30 protein-coding genes are annotated in these 15,386 nt (G+C 42.4%); all 30 read right to left on the reverse strand.

Features of this window, described 5'->3' with window-relative positions; genetic code table 11:
- Nucleotides 1-50 precede the first annotated feature (50 nt).
- Complete coding sequence (carA, locus tag EO130_RS03090) at nt 51-1,163, reverse strand: glutamine-hydrolyzing carbamoyl-phosphate synthase small subunit (RefSeq protein WP_127140068.1); 1,113 nt, start codon at nt 1,161-1,163, stop codon at nt 51-53.
- Between the two features lie 97 nt (nt 1,164-1,260).
- On the reverse strand, nt 1,261-1,764 hold the full coding sequence (rplQ, locus tag EO130_RS03095) for a 50S ribosomal protein L17 (RefSeq protein ID WP_127140069.1): 504 nt from the start codon (nt 1,762-1,764) through the stop codon (nt 1,261-1,263).
- A 60-nt stretch (nt 1,765-1,824) separates the two neighbouring features.
- Nucleotides 1,825-2,817, reverse strand: coding sequence for a DNA-directed RNA polymerase subunit alpha (locus tag EO130_RS03100; RefSeq protein WP_127140070.1), 993 nt, complete (start codon nt 2,815-2,817; stop codon nt 1,825-1,827).
- Between the two features lie 21 nt (nt 2,818-2,838).
- Nucleotides 2,839-3,444 (reverse strand): 30S ribosomal protein S4, encoded by a 606-nt coding sequence (rpsD, locus tag EO130_RS03105; protein WP_127140071.1) that lies wholly within the window; start codon nt 3,442-3,444, stop codon nt 2,839-2,841.
- 108 nt (nt 3,445-3,552) lie between these two features.
- Nucleotides 3,553-3,945, reverse strand: coding sequence for a 30S ribosomal protein S11 (gene rpsK, locus EO130_RS03110; RefSeq protein WP_127140072.1), 393 nt, complete (start codon nt 3,943-3,945; stop codon nt 3,553-3,555).
- 101 nt (nt 3,946-4,046) lie between these two features.
- Complete coding sequence (gene rpsM / locus EO130_RS03115) at nt 4,047-4,421, reverse strand: 30S ribosomal protein S13 (protein WP_127140073.1); 375 nt, start codon at nt 4,419-4,421, stop codon at nt 4,047-4,049.
- Nucleotides 4,422-4,423: 2 nt separating this feature from the next.
- Nucleotides 4,424-4,540, reverse strand: a complete 117-nt coding sequence (gene ykgO, locus EO130_RS03120; RefSeq protein ID WP_010519235.1) for a type B 50S ribosomal protein L36 — start codon at nt 4,538-4,540, stop codon at nt 4,424-4,426.
- 4 nt (nt 4,541-4,544) lie between these two features.
- Nucleotides 4,545-4,760 (reverse strand): translation initiation factor IF-1, encoded by a 216-nt coding sequence (infA, locus tag EO130_RS03125; RefSeq protein ID WP_014031991.1) that lies wholly within the window; start codon nt 4,758-4,760, stop codon nt 4,545-4,547.
- Nucleotides 4,761-4,763: 3 nt separating this feature from the next.
- Nucleotides 4,764-6,107, reverse strand: a complete 1,344-nt coding sequence (secY, locus tag EO130_RS03130; protein WP_127140074.1) for a preprotein translocase subunit SecY — start codon at nt 6,105-6,107, stop codon at nt 4,764-4,766.
- 11 nt (nt 6,108-6,118) lie between these two features.
- Nucleotides 6,119-6,571, reverse strand: a complete 453-nt coding sequence (rplO, locus tag EO130_RS03135) for a 50S ribosomal protein L15 (RefSeq protein WP_127140075.1) — start codon at nt 6,569-6,571, stop codon at nt 6,119-6,121.
- Between the two features lie 14 nt (nt 6,572-6,585).
- The gene (rpmD, locus tag EO130_RS03140; RefSeq protein WP_127140076.1) at nt 6,586-6,765 is read right to left on the reverse strand and encodes a 50S ribosomal protein L30; all 180 of its coding nucleotides are present in this window, start codon (nt 6,763-6,765) and stop codon (nt 6,586-6,588) included.
- Nucleotides 6,766-6,777: 12 nt separating this feature from the next.
- On the reverse strand, nt 6,778-7,302 hold the full coding sequence (rpsE, locus tag EO130_RS03145; protein ID WP_127140077.1) for a 30S ribosomal protein S5: 525 nt from the start codon (nt 7,300-7,302) through the stop codon (nt 6,778-6,780).
- A gap of 6 nt (nt 7,303-7,308) precedes the next feature.
- On the reverse strand, nt 7,309-7,662 hold the full coding sequence (gene rplR, locus EO130_RS03150; RefSeq protein WP_127140078.1) for a 50S ribosomal protein L18: 354 nt from the start codon (nt 7,660-7,662) through the stop codon (nt 7,309-7,311).
- 11 nt (nt 7,663-7,673) lie between these two features.
- Nucleotides 7,674-8,216 carry a 50S ribosomal protein L6 gene (gene rplF, locus EO130_RS03155; RefSeq protein ID WP_127140079.1) on the reverse strand — a complete coding sequence of 181 codons (543 nt, stop codon included), beginning with the start codon at nt 8,214-8,216 and terminating at the stop codon, nt 7,674-7,676.
- 19 nt (nt 8,217-8,235) lie between these two features.
- Nucleotides 8,236-8,634 carry a 30S ribosomal protein S8 gene (gene rpsH, locus EO130_RS03160; protein ID WP_127140080.1) on the reverse strand — a complete coding sequence of 133 codons (399 nt, stop codon included), beginning with the start codon at nt 8,632-8,634 and terminating at the stop codon, nt 8,236-8,238.
- Nucleotides 8,635-8,652: 18 nt separating this feature from the next.
- The gene (gene rpsN, locus EO130_RS03165) at nt 8,653-8,922 is read right to left on the reverse strand and encodes a 30S ribosomal protein S14 (protein WP_036379829.1); all 270 of its coding nucleotides are present in this window, start codon (nt 8,920-8,922) and stop codon (nt 8,653-8,655) included.
- A 1-nt stretch (nt 8,923) separates the two neighbouring features.
- On the reverse strand, nt 8,924-9,475 hold the full coding sequence (gene rplE, locus EO130_RS03170; protein WP_127140081.1) for a 50S ribosomal protein L5: 552 nt from the start codon (nt 9,473-9,475) through the stop codon (nt 8,924-8,926).
- Nucleotides 9,476-9,477: 2 nt separating this feature from the next.
- On the reverse strand, nt 9,478-9,789 hold the full coding sequence (gene rplX, locus EO130_RS03175) for a 50S ribosomal protein L24 (protein WP_127140082.1): 312 nt from the start codon (nt 9,787-9,789) through the stop codon (nt 9,478-9,480).
- Between the two features lie 16 nt (nt 9,790-9,805).
- Nucleotides 9,806-10,174, reverse strand: a complete 369-nt coding sequence (gene rplN / locus EO130_RS03180) for a 50S ribosomal protein L14 (protein WP_127140083.1) — start codon at nt 10,172-10,174, stop codon at nt 9,806-9,808.
- A gap of 2 nt (nt 10,175-10,176) precedes the next feature.
- Nucleotides 10,177-10,434: a 30S ribosomal protein S17 gene (gene rpsQ, locus EO130_RS03185; protein ID WP_100816200.1), complete on the reverse strand. Its 258-nt coding sequence runs from the start codon at nt 10,432-10,434 to the stop codon at nt 10,177-10,179.
- A gap of 13 nt (nt 10,435-10,447) precedes the next feature.
- Nucleotides 10,448-10,639, reverse strand: a complete 192-nt coding sequence (gene rpmC, locus EO130_RS03190; RefSeq protein ID WP_014032004.1) for a 50S ribosomal protein L29 — start codon at nt 10,637-10,639, stop codon at nt 10,448-10,450.
- A 19-nt stretch (nt 10,640-10,658) separates the two neighbouring features.
- Complete coding sequence (rplP, locus tag EO130_RS03195; RefSeq protein ID WP_127140084.1) at nt 10,659-11,078, reverse strand: 50S ribosomal protein L16; 420 nt, start codon at nt 11,076-11,078, stop codon at nt 10,659-10,661.
- Between the two features lie 20 nt (nt 11,079-11,098).
- Complete coding sequence (gene rpsC, locus EO130_RS03200) at nt 11,099-11,809, reverse strand: 30S ribosomal protein S3 (protein WP_127140085.1); 711 nt, start codon at nt 11,807-11,809, stop codon at nt 11,099-11,101.
- A 9-nt stretch (nt 11,810-11,818) separates the two neighbouring features.
- On the reverse strand, nt 11,819-12,226 hold the full coding sequence (gene rplV / locus EO130_RS03205) for a 50S ribosomal protein L22 (protein WP_127140086.1): 408 nt from the start codon (nt 12,224-12,226) through the stop codon (nt 11,819-11,821).
- Nucleotides 12,227-12,233: 7 nt separating this feature from the next.
- On the reverse strand, nt 12,234-12,512 hold the full coding sequence (gene rpsS / locus EO130_RS03210) for a 30S ribosomal protein S19 (RefSeq protein ID WP_127140087.1): 279 nt from the start codon (nt 12,510-12,512) through the stop codon (nt 12,234-12,236).
- 11 nt (nt 12,513-12,523) lie between these two features.
- Nucleotides 12,524-13,348, reverse strand: a complete 825-nt coding sequence (gene rplB / locus EO130_RS03215; RefSeq protein ID WP_127140088.1) for a 50S ribosomal protein L2 — start codon at nt 13,346-13,348, stop codon at nt 12,524-12,526.
- Nucleotides 13,349-13,357: 9 nt separating this feature from the next.
- Nucleotides 13,358-13,648: a 50S ribosomal protein L23 gene (gene rplW, locus EO130_RS03220; protein ID WP_127140089.1), complete on the reverse strand. Its 291-nt coding sequence runs from the start codon at nt 13,646-13,648 to the stop codon at nt 13,358-13,360.
- A gap of 7 nt (nt 13,649-13,655) precedes the next feature.
- On the reverse strand, nt 13,656-14,285 hold the full coding sequence (gene rplD, locus EO130_RS03225) for a 50S ribosomal protein L4 (RefSeq protein ID WP_127140090.1): 630 nt from the start codon (nt 14,283-14,285) through the stop codon (nt 13,656-13,658).
- Nucleotides 14,285-14,908 (reverse strand): 50S ribosomal protein L3, encoded by a 624-nt coding sequence (rplC, locus tag EO130_RS03230; protein WP_127140091.1) that lies wholly within the window; start codon nt 14,906-14,908, stop codon nt 14,285-14,287. Before rplC ends, rplD begins: the two co-directional genes overlap by 1 nt.
- Nucleotides 14,909-15,077: 169 nt before the next feature.
- A complete protein-coding gene (gene rpsJ, locus EO130_RS03235) occupies nt 15,078-15,383 on the reverse strand; it encodes a 30S ribosomal protein S10 (protein ID WP_108246808.1) in 306 nt (101 codons plus the stop codon).
- Between the last annotated feature and the right edge of the window lie 3 nt (nt 15,384-15,386).

Consider the following 15,386-nt stretch of genomic DNA (forward strand, 5'->3'; position numbering starts at 1 on the left):
ATATGGCTCACAAAACGCACTTAATTGCTTAAAAATAAAACTATAACGTTTTAGTTTTTACCGGCTTTGATCAAATCAAAGAATTGGTCGAACAAATAGTCTGCATCGTGTGGTCCTGGACTTGCTTCGGGGTGATACTGTACCGAAAACACGTCTTTGTTCTTCATTTTGATGCCTGCCACGGTTTGATCGTTCAAATGGGTGTGGGTGATTTCCAGTTCAGCATGCGCCTTGGTCTCCTCCCTGTTCACGGCAAATCCATGGTTTTGGGAGGTAATCTCACCTTTTCCTGTGATTAAATTAAGAATGGGGTGATTGATTCCTCGGTGACCATTGTGCATTTTGTACGTGGAGATCCCATTGGCTAGTGCCAATACTTGGTGTCCTAAACAAATCCCGAACAAAGGTTTGTCCGAAGCAATCATTTCCTTGGTTGCCGCCACTGCATCGGTTAGTGGTTCTGGGTCACCAGGTCCGTTGGATATAAAATAGCCATCTGGGTCAAACTCCTTCATTTCACTAAAGGAAGTGTTGTACGGGAACACTTTAATATATGCTCCGCGTTTGGCCAAGTTTCTCAAGATGTTCTTTTTGATCCCGATATCCAACGCCGATATTTTGATGTCCGCGTTTTCATCGCCATAGAAATAGGGCTCTTTGGTGGACACTTTGGATGAAAGCTCCAAACCTTCCATGCTGGGCACCTGCTTCAATTCCTCTTTCAAGGCATCGATCTCGTCCACTCTGGTAGAGATCAAGGCGTTCATGGCTCCATTGTCCCTGATGTAGCTTACCAAAGCACGGGTATCGACATCGGAAATGGCCAAAAGATTGTTTTTGTCCAAAAATTCAAGCAGGCTCATATCGGCACTGGGCCTTGAGTATTCATAGCTAAAATTTTTGCAGATAAGGCCGGCAATCTTAACAGAGTCGGATTCCACTTCATCCAAATGGGCACCATAATTACCGATATGTGCATTGGTGGTCACCATCAACTGCCCGTAATAGGATGGATCGGTAAAAATTTCCTGATAACCTGTCATTCCGGTATTGAAACATACTTCCCCTACTGCGGTTCCTTCTCTTCCTCCTACGGCTTTCCCATAAAATATGGTTCCGTCCGCCAACAAAATCAACGCTTTTTTCTTTGTGTGATACTTCATGTCGTGCTCTAGTTTCTGTTATGACAAAAAAACATAAAAAAAGGATAAGTTCTCACTTATCCTTTTTCCTTAAATACAATAGTTAATAACATTCTTCTTATTCTTCAGAATCGTCAGTTTTGGTTTCAGCCGCTGGTGCTGGGGTTTCCGCTTTTTTGGCTCCTCCTCCTCTTCTGCTTCTTCGGGTCGATTTCTTCTTGGGCTTACCTGCGTTGTAAAGCTCATTGAAATCCACCAACTCAATCATGGCCATGTCAGCGTTATCTCCCAAACGGTTACCCAATTTAATGATTCTTGTGTAACCTCCTGGTCTGTCACCTACTTTTTCGGCAACAGTGCTGAACAATTCCGTTACGGCTTCTTTGCTCCTCAAGTTACTGAAAACAATCCTTCTGTTGTGCGTACCTTTTTCGGTAGTTTGGTTGTTTTCGGTCTTTGCCTTGGTGATCAAAGGCTCGATAAACTGTTTCAACGCCTTGGCCTTTGCAACCGTGGTATTGATTCTTTTATGCTCAATTAGGGAACATCCCATATTGGCCAACATTGCCTTTCTGTGGGCTGCTGTTCTTCCTAAGTGATTAAACTTCTTTCCGTGTCTCATTGTTCTAAGTTATCATCTTGCTACCAAATCCCAATTTCTTAGGAGAGCAAAATATGATTATTAATCTTTATCTAATTTATATTTGGAAAGGTCCATACCAAATTGTAGGCCTTTGTTGATGACCAATTCTTCCAATTCGGTCAGTGATTTTTTACCGAAGTTTCTGAATTTCATCAAATCGTTTTTGTTGAAGGAAACCAAATCTCCCAAAGTATCCACTTCGGCGGCTTTCAAACAGTTCAATGCCCTTACGGACAAATCCATATCGACCAATTTGGTCTTCAACAATTGACGCATGTGCAATGATTCCTCATCGTAAGTCTCTGTCTGGGCAATTTCATCAGCCTCGAGGGTGATACGCTCATCGGAGAACAACATAAAGTGGTGAATCAAAACTTTGGCGGCCTCAGTCAAGGCATCCTTTGGATGAATGGAACCATCGGTGATGATTTCGAAGACCAACTTTTCGTAATCGGTCTTTTGTTCCACCCTGTAGTTTTCGATGCTATACTTTACGTTCTTTACGGGAGTGTAAACAGAATCTACCGCAATGCTGCCCAAAGGTGCATTGGATTTTTTGTTTTCCTCTGCTGGAACATAACCACGGCCTTTTTCGATAACGATTTCCATGTTGATGCTCACTTTGGGGTCCATGTTGCAGATAACTAAATCTGGGTTCAACACTTGGTATCCCGAAATGAACTTTTGGAAATCTCCGGCAGTCATTTGTTCTTTACCGCTGACGGAAATTGATACAGTCTCGCTCTCAACATCATCAATTTGTCTTTTGAACCTTACTTGTTTCAGGTTCAAAATGATTTCTGTAACGTCTTCTACAACGCCAGAGATCACAGAAAATTCATGTTCAACTCCATCTATGCGCACAGAAGTGATGGCAAAACCTTCCAAGGAGGAAAGCAAAACCCTTCTCAGCGCATTCCCAACTGTTAATCCATAACCAGGTTCCAAAGGGCGGAATTCAAATTTCCCTTCGAAATCTGTTGAATCGATCATTATAACTTTATCGGGCTTCTGAAAATTAAGTAATGCCATAATTGGATTAATGTTGAATTCTTATTTAGAATATAATTCGACGATCAGTTGCTCCTTGATGTTCTCAGGGATCTGAAGTCTTTCTGGAACGGCAACAAAAGTACCTTCTTTCTTTTCAGAGTTCCATGTAATCCATTCGTAAACACTGCTGTTATTAGCTAAAGAATCTACAATGGCTTGTACGGATTTTGATTTTTCCCTTACACCAACAACATCGCCGGCCCTAAGTGTGTAGGAAGGAATGTTCACTACCTCTCCGTTTACGGTAATGTGACGGTGCGATACCAATTGGCGCGCTCCTCTTCTGGATGGGGAAATTCCCATTCTAAATACCACGTTGTCCAGACGGGACTCGCACAATTGAAGCAAAACCTCACCGGTTACACCTTCTTTTCTCTTTGCCTCTGCGAAAAGGTTACGGAACTGCTTTTCCAAAATACCATAAGTGTATTTTGCTTTCTGCTTTTCCATCAACTGGATTGCATATTCCGATTTTTTACCACGACGTCTGTTGTTACCGTGTTGTCCTGGAGGGTAATTTTTCTTTTCGAATGACTTATCGTCTCCGAAAATCGCTTCTCCAAATTTTCTAGCGATTTTTGTTTTTGGTCCTGTGTATCTTGCCATCTTCTGTTAATTTGAACGTGCGATTATGAATTAAGGCTTATCCTTCGATAATCTAACTGCACCTTCGGGTGAAGACCCTTTTGGGGCCATTAAAACTATTTGTAATAATTAAACTCTTCTTCGTTTAGGTGGTCTACAACCGTTGTGTGGAAGTGGAGTCACGTCGATGATCTCGGTAACCTCGATTCCTGAGTTGTGGATGGAACGGATAGCGGATTCTCTACCGTTACCTGGTCCTTTTACGTACACCTTTACTTTTCTCAGTCCAGCTTCGTGAGCAACTTTGGAACAGTCCTCTGCGGCTACCTGAGCTGCGTAAGGAGTATTCTTTTTAGAGCCTCGGAATCCCATTTTTCCAGCGGAAGACCATGAAATTACATCACCTTTCTTATTGGTAAGGGAAATAATGATGTTATTGAAAGATGCAACTACGTGCGCCTCTCCCGTAGCATCTACTACTACTTTGCGCTTTTTGGTTGTAGTTTTACTTGCTTTTGCCATATTTTTTAGTTTCTAGTGTTAGCTCTTAGTTATTGGAATCCTAGACTTTTACATTTCAAACAGATTCTTCTAACGTCTAAATACTAATGACTATGTTCTTATTATTTAGTTGCTTTTTTCTTGTTGGCAACTGTTTTTCTTTTTCCTTTTCTGGTCCTAGAGTTATTCTTGGTACGCTGACCTCTTAACGGCAATCCAGATCTGTGGCGAATTCCACGGTAACAACCAATATCCATCAATCGCTTGATGTTCATAGAGGTTTCTGAGCGAAGCTCTCCTTCAATTGTGTAAGCCCCTACAGCTTCCCTGATCTTTCCGATTTCATCATCGGTCCAGTCAGAAACCTTGGTGTCTTCGCTTACTTGGGCTGCTGCCAAAATTTCTTGCGCTCTGCTTTTTCCTATTCCGAAGATGTAGGTCAGCGCAATAACGCCACGCTTTTGTTTAGGTATATCTACCCCTGCAATTCTTGCCATAATTACCCTTGTCTTTGTTTAAATCTAGGATTCTTTTTGTTGATTACATACAATCTGCCCTTTCTGCGAACAATCTTGCAGTCGGCACTTCTCTTCTTTATTGATGCTCTTACTTTCATGTAACTAGTATCTATACGTAATTCTTGCTTTTGTTAAATCGTATGGACTCATTTCCAACTTCACTTTGTCTCCCGGAAGCAACTTAATATAGTGCATTCTCATTTTTCCGGAGATATGTGCCGTTACCACGTGTCCGTTTTCCAATTCTACCCTGAACATTGCATTGGACAATGCTTCAATAATAGTCCCGTCTTGTTCTATTGCTGGCTGCTTTGCCATAAATTATGCTACTTTTCTGTTCTTTCCGGTTTTCATCAATCCGTCATAATGCCTGTTCAACAAATACGAATTAACTTGCTGTACTGTATCTATAGCTACACCGACCATAATCAACAGTGATGTACCTCCATAAAACAATGCCCATCCGGCCTGTACGTCCATCAGTTTCACCACAACGGCCGGTAATACGGCCAACATTGCCAAAAATACGGACCCTGGCAAAGTGATGAGCGACATAATTTTATCCAAATAGTTGCCCGTTTCTTTTCCTGGGCGAATACCTGGAATAAATCCTCCACTTCTTTTCAAATCATCGGCCATCTTATTGGTAGGCACGGTAATCGCGGTATAGAAGTAGGTGAATATGATAATCAATACTGCAAAAAGGATGTTGTACGCCAGTCCGAAGATATCGGCAAACTGTACTTCCATCCACTGTCCTGCAGCGGTGTCATTAAATGTTCTACCGATCAAACTCGGTGCAAACATGATTGCCTGTGCAAAAATGATAGGCATTACTCCAGATGCATTCAACTTTAGTGGAATGTACTGTCGTGCCCCCATTACGTTCTTTTCGTATCCGCCAGAGCCTGTTCTTCTAGCGTATTGCACTGGAATCTGTCTTACCGCCATGGTCAAGTACACACTGGCCAAGATAACCAAGAACCAGATAATGACCTCTATCAACATAAACATGATTCCACCAGTATTGTTGGTCGTTCTTGATACGAACTCCTGCGCAAATGCTTGTGGCAATGTTGCGATGATACCCACCATAATCAAAAGGGAGATACCGTTTCCGATTCCCTTGTCGGTGATTTTTTCACCCAACCACATGGCAAACACACATCCTGTTACCAATATGATAACTGCTGGAACGATAAAATCCAAACCTTTGCCCAAAACAAATGCGCTATCCGGCACACCAAGGGCACCAAGACCGTACAAATAGGCCGGGGCTTGAACTATACAGATACCGATAGTCAACCAACGGGTAATCTGATTGATGGTTTTTCTTCCGCTTTCCCCTTCCTTTTGTAGCTTTTGAAGATAAGGAATGGCAATTCCCATCAACTGTACCACAATAGAGGCGGAGATATAAGGCATAATACCCAAAGCAAATACCGAGGCATTCGCAAAAGCACCCCCTGTAAAAGCATTCAGAATACCCAAAATACCACTTTCAGTTTGCGTAGATAATTCCGCCAACTGGGCGGTATCAATACCGGGAAGGACTACTTGGGCACCAAAACGGTATACCAATAACAACCCCAAGGTTAGGATGATACGTTGTCTCAGCTCATCAATCTTCCAGATATTTGATATGGTCTCAATAAATTTCTTCATGCTACAATGTCTTATAAACTTATTGCCTCACCTCCAGCTGATTCGATGGCAGCTTTAGCGGAAGCAGTAAATTTATGTACGGATACTTTTAGGGAGGCTTTCAATTCGCCATCGCCCAAAATCTTTACCAAATCGTTTTTGTGGGCCAAACCGTTGTCCATTAGCGTTTGCAAGGTAACCTCGTTTTTCACGGCTCCTTTGTCCACCAATTCTTGTAGTTTACCCAAATTGACTCCTGTGTACTCTTTTCTGTTCCTGTTATTGAAACCGAACTTGGGTACACGTCTTTGCAATGGCATCTGACCACCTTCGAAACCAATCTTTTTGGAATATCCAGATCTAGACTTGGCTCCTTTGTGCCCACGGGTAGCAGTTCCTCCTTTACCGGAACCTTCTCCTCGTCCTACACGTTTTCCTTCTTTGTGCACAGCGCCATCCGCTGGTTTAAGATTATTCAAATCCATGTGCCTTTATATTTTTAAGCTTCCTCTGTGGAAACCAAGTGTTTTACCTTATTTACCATTCCAAGGATACTGGGAGTCGCTTCATGCTCAACTACCTGTCCGATTTTTCTCAATCCAAGAGCTTCCAAAGTCCTTTTTTGGTCTTGTGGTTTTTTGATGCCGCTCTTTACTTGCTTAACTTTTATCTTTGACATAATATCCTCTATTTATCCTTTAAAGACTTTTTCCAAAGAAACTCCTCTCTGTTTTGCCACGGTATCGGCACTTCGCAATTGCAACAAGGCATCGAAAGTAGCTTTTACCACATTGTGTGGGTTGGAAGATCCTTGGGATTTGGACAATACATCCTGAACACCTACGGCTTCCAATACGGCTCTTACGGCTCCACCAGCAATTACCCCGGTACCATGGGATGCAGGCTTAATGTACACTCTTGCACCACCGAACTTACCTTTTTGCTCATGTGGCAATGTAGCTTTGTTCAATGGAATGCGGACCAAGTTCTTTTTGGCATCCTCGATTGCTTTGGCGATGGCCGTAGCAACTTCTTTGGATTTACCCAAACCATGTCCAACAACTCCGTTTTCGTCACCAACTACAACTATTGCTGAAAAACCAAAGGCTCTACCTCCTTTTGTTACCTTGGTAACCCTTTGTACTCCAACCAAACGGTCTTTCAACTCCAGTCCTCCTGGCTTAACTATCTCTACGTTCTTGTAATTCTGGTACATAGTTTCTTAAAATTTTAGTCCGGCTTCCCTAGCTCCTTCAGCCAATGATTTTACTCTTCCGTGATATAGGTTTCCTCCCCTATCAAAAGCAACGGCTTCCACACCCAGCTTAAGGGCCTTTTCAGCTATGGCCTTGCCCACGTTTGTCGCGATTTCGGACTTGCTTCCTTTGGAATCGACATCTTTGTCCCTGGACGAAGCTGCCGCCAAAGTTACACCTTTATTGTCGTCAATCAACTGGGCGTATATTTCTTTATTGCTTCTGAAAACAGACAACCTTGGTCTTGTTTCAGTTCCGAAGGATACTTTGCGTATTCTTCTTCGGATGCGTAATTTCCTTTCAGTCTTAGATAATCCCATAGTCTTAATTATTAAGCTGATTTACCTGCTTTTCTTCTTAATTGCTCACCTACAAACTTCACACCTTTTCCTTTGTAAGGCTCTGGCTTACGGAACGATCTGATTTTGGCAGCCACTTGGCCCACCAATTGTTTGTCGTGAGACGTTAATTTAACGATAGGGTTTTTCCCTTTTTCGGAGATGGTCTCAATTTTCACTTCTGGAGCAATGTCCAAAACAATGTTGTGAGAAAATCCTAGGGCCAAATCCAATTTCTGTCCTTGGTTGCTGGCTCTGTAACCAACACCTACCAATTCAAGTTCCTTGGTCCAACCATTGGTCACACCTTCTACCATATTATTGATAAGAGCGCGGTATAAACCATGCTTTGCTTTGTGATTGTTATCATCGGAAGGTCTCTCCAAAACAACACTTCCGTCCTCGACTTTTACGTCAATTCCTGAAAACTCTTGTGTAAGCTCTCCCAATTTACCTTTTACAGTAACCAAGGAATCCTTCACCTCTACAGTGACTCCCTCAGGAATTTTAACTGGACTGTTACCTATTCTAGACATTTTTCTTCTCTTTTCTCAATTAATATACGTAGCACAATACCTCGCCACCTACGTTCTCTTGTTGGGCCTGCTTGCTCGTCATAACTCCGTGGGAAGTGGAAACGATGGCGATACCCAATCCGTTCAATACCCTGGGCAAATCGTTAGAGCTTGAATACTTTCGCAGACCGGGCTTACTTACCCTCTGCAATTTTTTAATGATAGGCTCCTTGGTAAACTTATCGTACTTCAAAGCAATTTTGATATTGCCCTGTACTTCGTTCTCCTCGAACTTGTAGCTCAAAATATAGCCTTGATCGAACAATATTTTGGTAATCTGTCTCTTAAGATTGGAACCTGGGATATTTACAACCCTATGACCTGCCTTGTTGGCATTTCTCAATCTGGTCAAATAATCTGAAATTGGATCTGTAAGCATTTCTTTTCTTTATCTAAATTACCAACTTGCCTTCTTAACACCGGGAATAAGACCTTTGTTGGCCATTTCCCTGAACATTACCCTGGATATACCAAAAGTTCTCATGTATCCACGAGGTCTACCGGTGAGCTTGCAACGGTTCCTCATGCGCACAGGAGAAGCATTCTTTGGCAACTTTTGCAAAGCCTCATAATCTCCCGCTTCCTTTAGCGCCTTTCTTTTCTCGGCGTATTTTTCTACCATTTTAGCCCTTTTCCTTTCGCGGGCTTTCATTGATTCCTTGGCCATACTAGTTCTTTTTAAAGGGTATTCCCAGTTCGGTTAACAATGATTTTGCTTCTTTATCAGTTTCAGCGGAAGTCACAAACGTGATATCCATTCCGTTGATCCTGTTGATTCTGTCGATATTGATCTCAGGGAAGATGATTTGTTCGGTAACCCCTAAGTTGTAGTTACCTCTACCATCAAAACCAGTGGCTTTCACTCCGGAGAAATCACGTACCCTTGGAAGGGCAGTTGTGATCAATCTATCCAAAAATTCGTACATACGCTCTCCCCTAAGGGTTACTTTTGCACCAATTGGCATTCCTTTTCTCAATTTGAACGTGGCGACGTCTTTTTTGGAAAGGGTAGCTACCGCTTTCTGACCTGTAATGTTGGTCAACTCGTCTACGGCATGGTCGATAAGTTTTTTATCGGACACAGCTGCACCGACACCTCGGCTTACCACTATCTTTTCCAACTTAGGAACCTGCATTACGTTTTTGTAACCAAATTCTTCGGTCAGCGCCTTTATCACACGCTCTTTGTATTCTTGCTTTAATCTTGGAATGTAACTCATGACTAAATTACTTCATTGGATTTTTTGGAAACACGTACTTTCTTTCCGTCCCTTACTTCGTACCCAACGCGAGTAACCTCACCGGATTTTGGGTCGATCAAGGAAAGGTTGGAAATGTGCATCGGAGCTTCCTTTTTTGTTATGCCTCCTTGAGGATTGTTCGCACTTGGCTTTTCGTGTTTGGACACCTCGTTGACGCCTTCCACGATAGCTTTGTTCTTTTCACGGTCTACACGAAGTACTTTACCTTCGCTGCCCTTGTGGTCTCCCGCAATGACTCTTACCGTATCCCCTGTTTTTATTTTCAACTTCATCTTTCTGATATTTCTGTTATAGCACTTCAGGCGCCAATGAAACAATCTTCATGAATTGTCTGTCCCTCAACTCTCTCGCAACAGGTCCAAACACACGGGTTCCTCTCATCTCCCCGGTTGGGTTCAACAACACGCATGCGTTATCGTCGAAACGGATGTAAGAACCGTCAGGTCTTCTTACTTCTTTCTTGGTCCTTACAACAACCGCCGTAGAAACAGAACCTTTCTTTACAGTACCGTTCGGAGTAGCTTCTTTCACGGTAACAACGATTTTGTCACCAACGGAAGCATATCTTCTTTTTGTTCCTCCTAGTACGCGGATGGTCAAAACTTCTTTTGCACCGGTATTGTCCGCAACCCTTAATCTTGATTCTTGCTGTACCATAATTATTTAGCTCTTTCTAGGATTTCTACCAACCTCCAGCATTTTGTTTTGCTCAATGGTCGTGTTTCCATTATTTTGACGGTATCACCTTCGTTGCAATCGTTCTTTTCGTCGTGCGCAACATATTTTTTGGTTTTCAAAACGAACTTCCCGTACATAGGGTGCTTCATTCGCTTTACCTCAGAAACCACTATCGATTTCTCCATTTTGTTGCTGGTAACAACGCCTATTCTTTCTTTTCTTAAATTTCTGTTTTCCATAAGGCAGAACCGATTATTGTAATTCCCTTTTAGTTAATTCAGTTGCAAGTCTTGCTACCGTCCTTCTAGTCTTTCTGATCTGTAATGGATTTTCCAAAGGTGTAACAGCGTGGGCCATCTTAAGATCGGCATGTTGTTTTTTGAACTCTGCCAATCGCTCCTTTAGCTCTTCAATTGAAAGTTCTTTTATTTCTGATTGTCTCATCTTTCTTCTCAATTAAAAATTAGGCGGAATAATCCCTTGCTACAACAAACTTGGTCTTCACCGGTAGTTTTTGTGCCGCAAGCCTCAAGGCTTCCTGGGCAACGTCCATGGGTACACCGGCAATTTCGAACATGATTCGACCTGGTTTTACAACGGCTACCCAATATTCCGGAGCACCTTTACCTTTACCCATACGAACCTCTAGAGGTTTTTTGGTGATGGGCTTGTCCGGGAATATTTTGATCCACAATTGACCTTGTCTCTTCATGTATCTTGTCGCAGCGATACGTGCAGCCTCGATTTGACGGGAAGTAATGAAGTGCGAATCCAAGGACTTGATACCGAACATTCCGTTGGAAAGTTGGTGGCCTCTTTGGGAAATCCCCTTCATACGCCCTTTCTGGGCCTTACGAAATTTTGTTCTTTTTGGCTGTAACATCTTACCTTACTTTATCTTAATTACTTTCTACGACGAGGCTTCTTGTTCTCCTTGCCGCCTTTTCCTTGACTCTTGCTCAATCCTACCAATGGGGAAAGTTCTCTTTTTCCATAAACCTCTCCTTTCATGATCCACACCTTAACACCTAATCTTCCGTAGGTAGTGTGAGCCTCGTGCAATGCATAATCTACATCGGCACGGAAAGTGGACAATGGAATCCTTCCTTCTTTGTAAGATTCGGAACGAGCCATTTCAGCACCGTTCAAACGTCCGGAAATCTGAATCTTGATACCTTCTGCATTCATACGCATTGCAGCTGCAATCGCCATTTTGATGGCCCTTCTGTATGAAATCCTGCTCTCAATCTGTCTTGCCACACTGGCAGCGACCAAATTGGCATCAAGCTCAGGTCTCTTGATTTCATGAATATTGATCTGGACCTCTTTGTTGGTGATTTTCTTAAGCTCTTCCTTAAGTTTATCAACCTCTTGTCCTCCTTTACCGATAATGATACCAGGCCTTGCGGTGGTTATGGTAATGGTAATCAACTTCAATGTTCTCTCTATAATCACTCTGGACACACTGGCTTTGGCCAAACGTGCATACAGGTATTTTCTGATCTTATCGTCTTCAGCCAGTTTATCGCCGTAATCATTTCCTCCGTACCAGTTGGATTCCCATCCCCTGATAATTCCTAAGCGATTTCCTATTGGATTGGTCTTCTGTCCCATATTATTCTTCTAGCTTTGAACGTTGTTATTGGCCTCCAAAATCATGGTTACATGATTGGAACGCTTTCTAATTCTATGTGCCCTACCTTGGGGAGCTGGTCGCAGTCTTTTTAGCATGGTACCTCCGTCAACACGGATTTCCTTGATGTAAAGATCTGCAGCTTCAATATCAGCACCCTCGTTTTTAGCTTCCCAGTTGGCAATTGCAGAAAGCAACAGTTTCTCCAGCTTTCTAGAAGCTTCTTTTGGGTTAAATCTTAGGGTAGCCAAAGCCAACTCAACCTGTTTTCCTCTGACCAAGTCAGCGACCAAGCGCATTTTTCTTGGAGAAGTTGGGCAATTGTTAAGCTTTGCAATAGCAAGTTGCTTTTTCTCTTCTTTTAACCTTTCGGCCATTTCTCTTTTACGAACTCCCATAGCTTACTTACTTTTTTCCTTTGTTTTTAGCTCCTGCATGACCTCTAAAAGATCTTGTAGGTGAAAATTCCCCAAGTTTGTGACCTACCATGTTTTCAGTAACAAAAACAGGGACAAATTGTCTACCGTTATGCACCGCGATGGTTTGCCCAACAAAGTCTGGCGTTATCATAGAGGCTCTAGACCACGTTTTGATAACTGATTTCTTACCTGATTCTATATTGGCTTGGACTTTCTTCTCCAAGCTATAATGAACGTATGGTCCTTTTTTTAACGAACGTGCCATTTACTTTTCTTTTATTTCTTTCTACGTTCTACGATATACTTATTGGTGTCCTTGGTTCTAGAACGGGTTCTAAATCCTTTTGCAGGAATACCGTTTCTAGACCTTGGATGACCACCGGAAGCTCTACCTTCACCACCTCCCATTGGGTGATCCACAGGGTTCATAGCTACTGGTCTGGTTCTCGGTCTTCTACCCAACCATCTGCTTCTACCGGCTTTACCGCTAACAAGCAATTGGTGGTCTGAGTTCGATACCGCCCCAATGGTCGCCAAACAAGTGGCCAACACCATTCTGGATTCGCCAGAAGGCAATTTCATAGTCACAAACTTTCCGTCCTTCGCCATCAATTGGGCAAAAGTACCGGCGCTACGAGCCATGATGGCTCCTTGACCTGGTCTCAGTTCAATACAGGAAACAATGGTACCCAAAGGAATCTCACTCAACGGAAGTGCATTTCCTATTTCGGGAGCAGATCCGGTTCCAGACTGAATAGTCTGACCAACTTGCAACCCGTTTTGGGCAACTACATATCTTTTTTCTCCGTCCTTATATTCAACCAAGGCGATAAATGCAGTTCTGTTGGGATCGTACTGGATAGAAACCACAGTGGCCTCAACCCCTTGCTTGTCCCTTTTGAAATCGATAATTCGATATCTTCTTTTATGCCCACCACCTTTATGGCGCATGGTCATCTTTCCTTGACTGTTCCTACCACCTGTCTTTTTTATCGGAGCAAGCAAGCTTTTCTCCGGCTTATCAGTAGTAATCGCGTCAAATCCGTTTACTACTCTAAAACGCTGACCAGGGGTTATCGGTTTTAATTTTCTAACTGACATTTCTCGTCTTTATAGATTACTGTAAAAATCAATAATATCACCTTCAGCCACATCTACAATTGCCTTTTTAATGGCATTCGTTTTACCGTGCTGAATTCCGGTTTTTGTATAACGACTCTTACGGATTGGACCATAATTCATGGTTCTTACCTTTTCAACAGATACACCATAAGTGGATTCTACCGCTTCTTTGATTTCCAACTTGTTTGCTGCTGGATTTACAAAGAATCCATAGCGATTGAAAAGCTCGCTATCGGCGGTCATCTTCTCCGTAATTATCGGTTTTATCAACACACTCATGATTATTCTATTTCTTTAGGTTCGATTCAATTCCTTCCAAAGCGCTTTCGGTCAACACCAAACTTGTTGCATTAACAATTTTGTAAGTGTTTAATTCTGAACCAGTTACGACTTCTGAGCGGTCCAAATTGCGCGACGACAAATATACATTATTATTTGTACCGCCCAACACAATAAGAGACTTTTTCTTATCTATTCCCAAGGAAGACAAGAATTTAACGAAGTCCTTGGTTTTCGGAGCTTCAAAATTGAAGTCTTCCACAACCACCAAAGATTGCTCTTTGGACTTCAAGCTCAAGGCCGATTTTCTGGCCAATCGCTTCATATTCTTGTTCAACTTTTGGGTGTAGTCCTTTGGTCTTGGACCAAAAATTCTACCTCCTCCTCTAAATACAGGAGACTTGATGCTACCGGCCCTTGCAGTACCCGTGCCTTTTTGTTTTTTGATCTTTCTGGTACTACCAGCGATTTCCGCTCTTTCTTTGGCCTTGTGCGTTCCTTGCCTTTGGTGGGCCAAGTATTGCTTTACATCCAAATAGATAGCGTGCTCGTTAGGCTCTATCGCAAAAACATCGTCAGAAAGCTCTACTTTCCTACCTGTTTCTTTTCCTGTGATATCTAAAACTGCTACCTTCATTATTGCCACCTTTGAATTGTTACGTAAGCATTCTTGTGACCCGGAACACATCCTTTAACTACCAAAAGATTTTTCTCAGGAACCACTTTCAATACTTTCAAGTTTTGAACTGTCACTCTTTCACCACCCATTCTTCCGGCCATACGAAGACCTTTAACAACTTTGGATGGATAAGAAGCCGCACCGATGGAACCAGGGGCTCTCAATCTGTTGTGCTGACCGTGGGTTGCTTGACCAACTCCAGCGAAACCATGGCGCTTTACAACACCTTGGAATCCTTTTCCTTTTGACGTACCAACTACATCAACAAACTCTCCTTCTACAAACAAATCAACACCTACGGTGTCTCCTAGTTTGTATTCACCTTCAAACCCTTGGAACTCAACGACTTTCTTTTTAGGAGAAGTACCTGCTTTTTTGTAGTGGCCTGTTTCGGCCTTGTTAGCACGTTTTTCTGCCTTGTCATCGAAACCTAGTTGAAGGGCTTTGTACCCGTCTACCTCTTCGGTTCTGACTTGGGTAACCACGCATGGCCCAGCTTCCAATACGGTACATGGAACGTTCTTTCCATTCTCGTCGAAAATGCTGGTCATACCGATTTTCTTACCTATTAACCCAGACATATTTAATTAATTAACAATTATTTACTTTTTCAAACTCAAGCCAATTTCTTGGCAAAAAAATTGGGTCAAGAAAACAATTCTGCTCTGACCCAGATTCTTTTCTTTCTCCGTTTTTCCCGAACCGTCGTCCGGGACATGTGATTTCCACCAACAGCGGAAATGGGTATTATCAGACTTTGATCTCTACCTCCACACCACTTGGAAGCTCAAGCTTCATAAGGGCATCGATGGTTTTTGATGAAGAGCTGTAAATGTCCAACAATCTCTTGTAAGAGCTTAATTGAAACTGCTCTCTAGCCTTTTTGTTCACGTGGGGTGAACGCAAAACGGTAAATATCTTTTTACGAGTTGGCAACGGAATCGGTCCAGTTACCACAGCACCCGTAGTTTTTACAGTTTTCACGATCTTTTCAGCAGATTTGTCCACCAAATTGTGATCGTAAGATTTCAATTTTATTCTAATTTTTTGACTCATCTT

This window comes from Flagellimonas marinaquae (genome assembly GCF_003992675.1).
GTDB classification, from domain to species: domain Bacteria; phylum Bacteroidota; class Bacteroidia; order Flavobacteriales; family Flavobacteriaceae; genus Flagellimonas; species Flagellimonas marinaquae.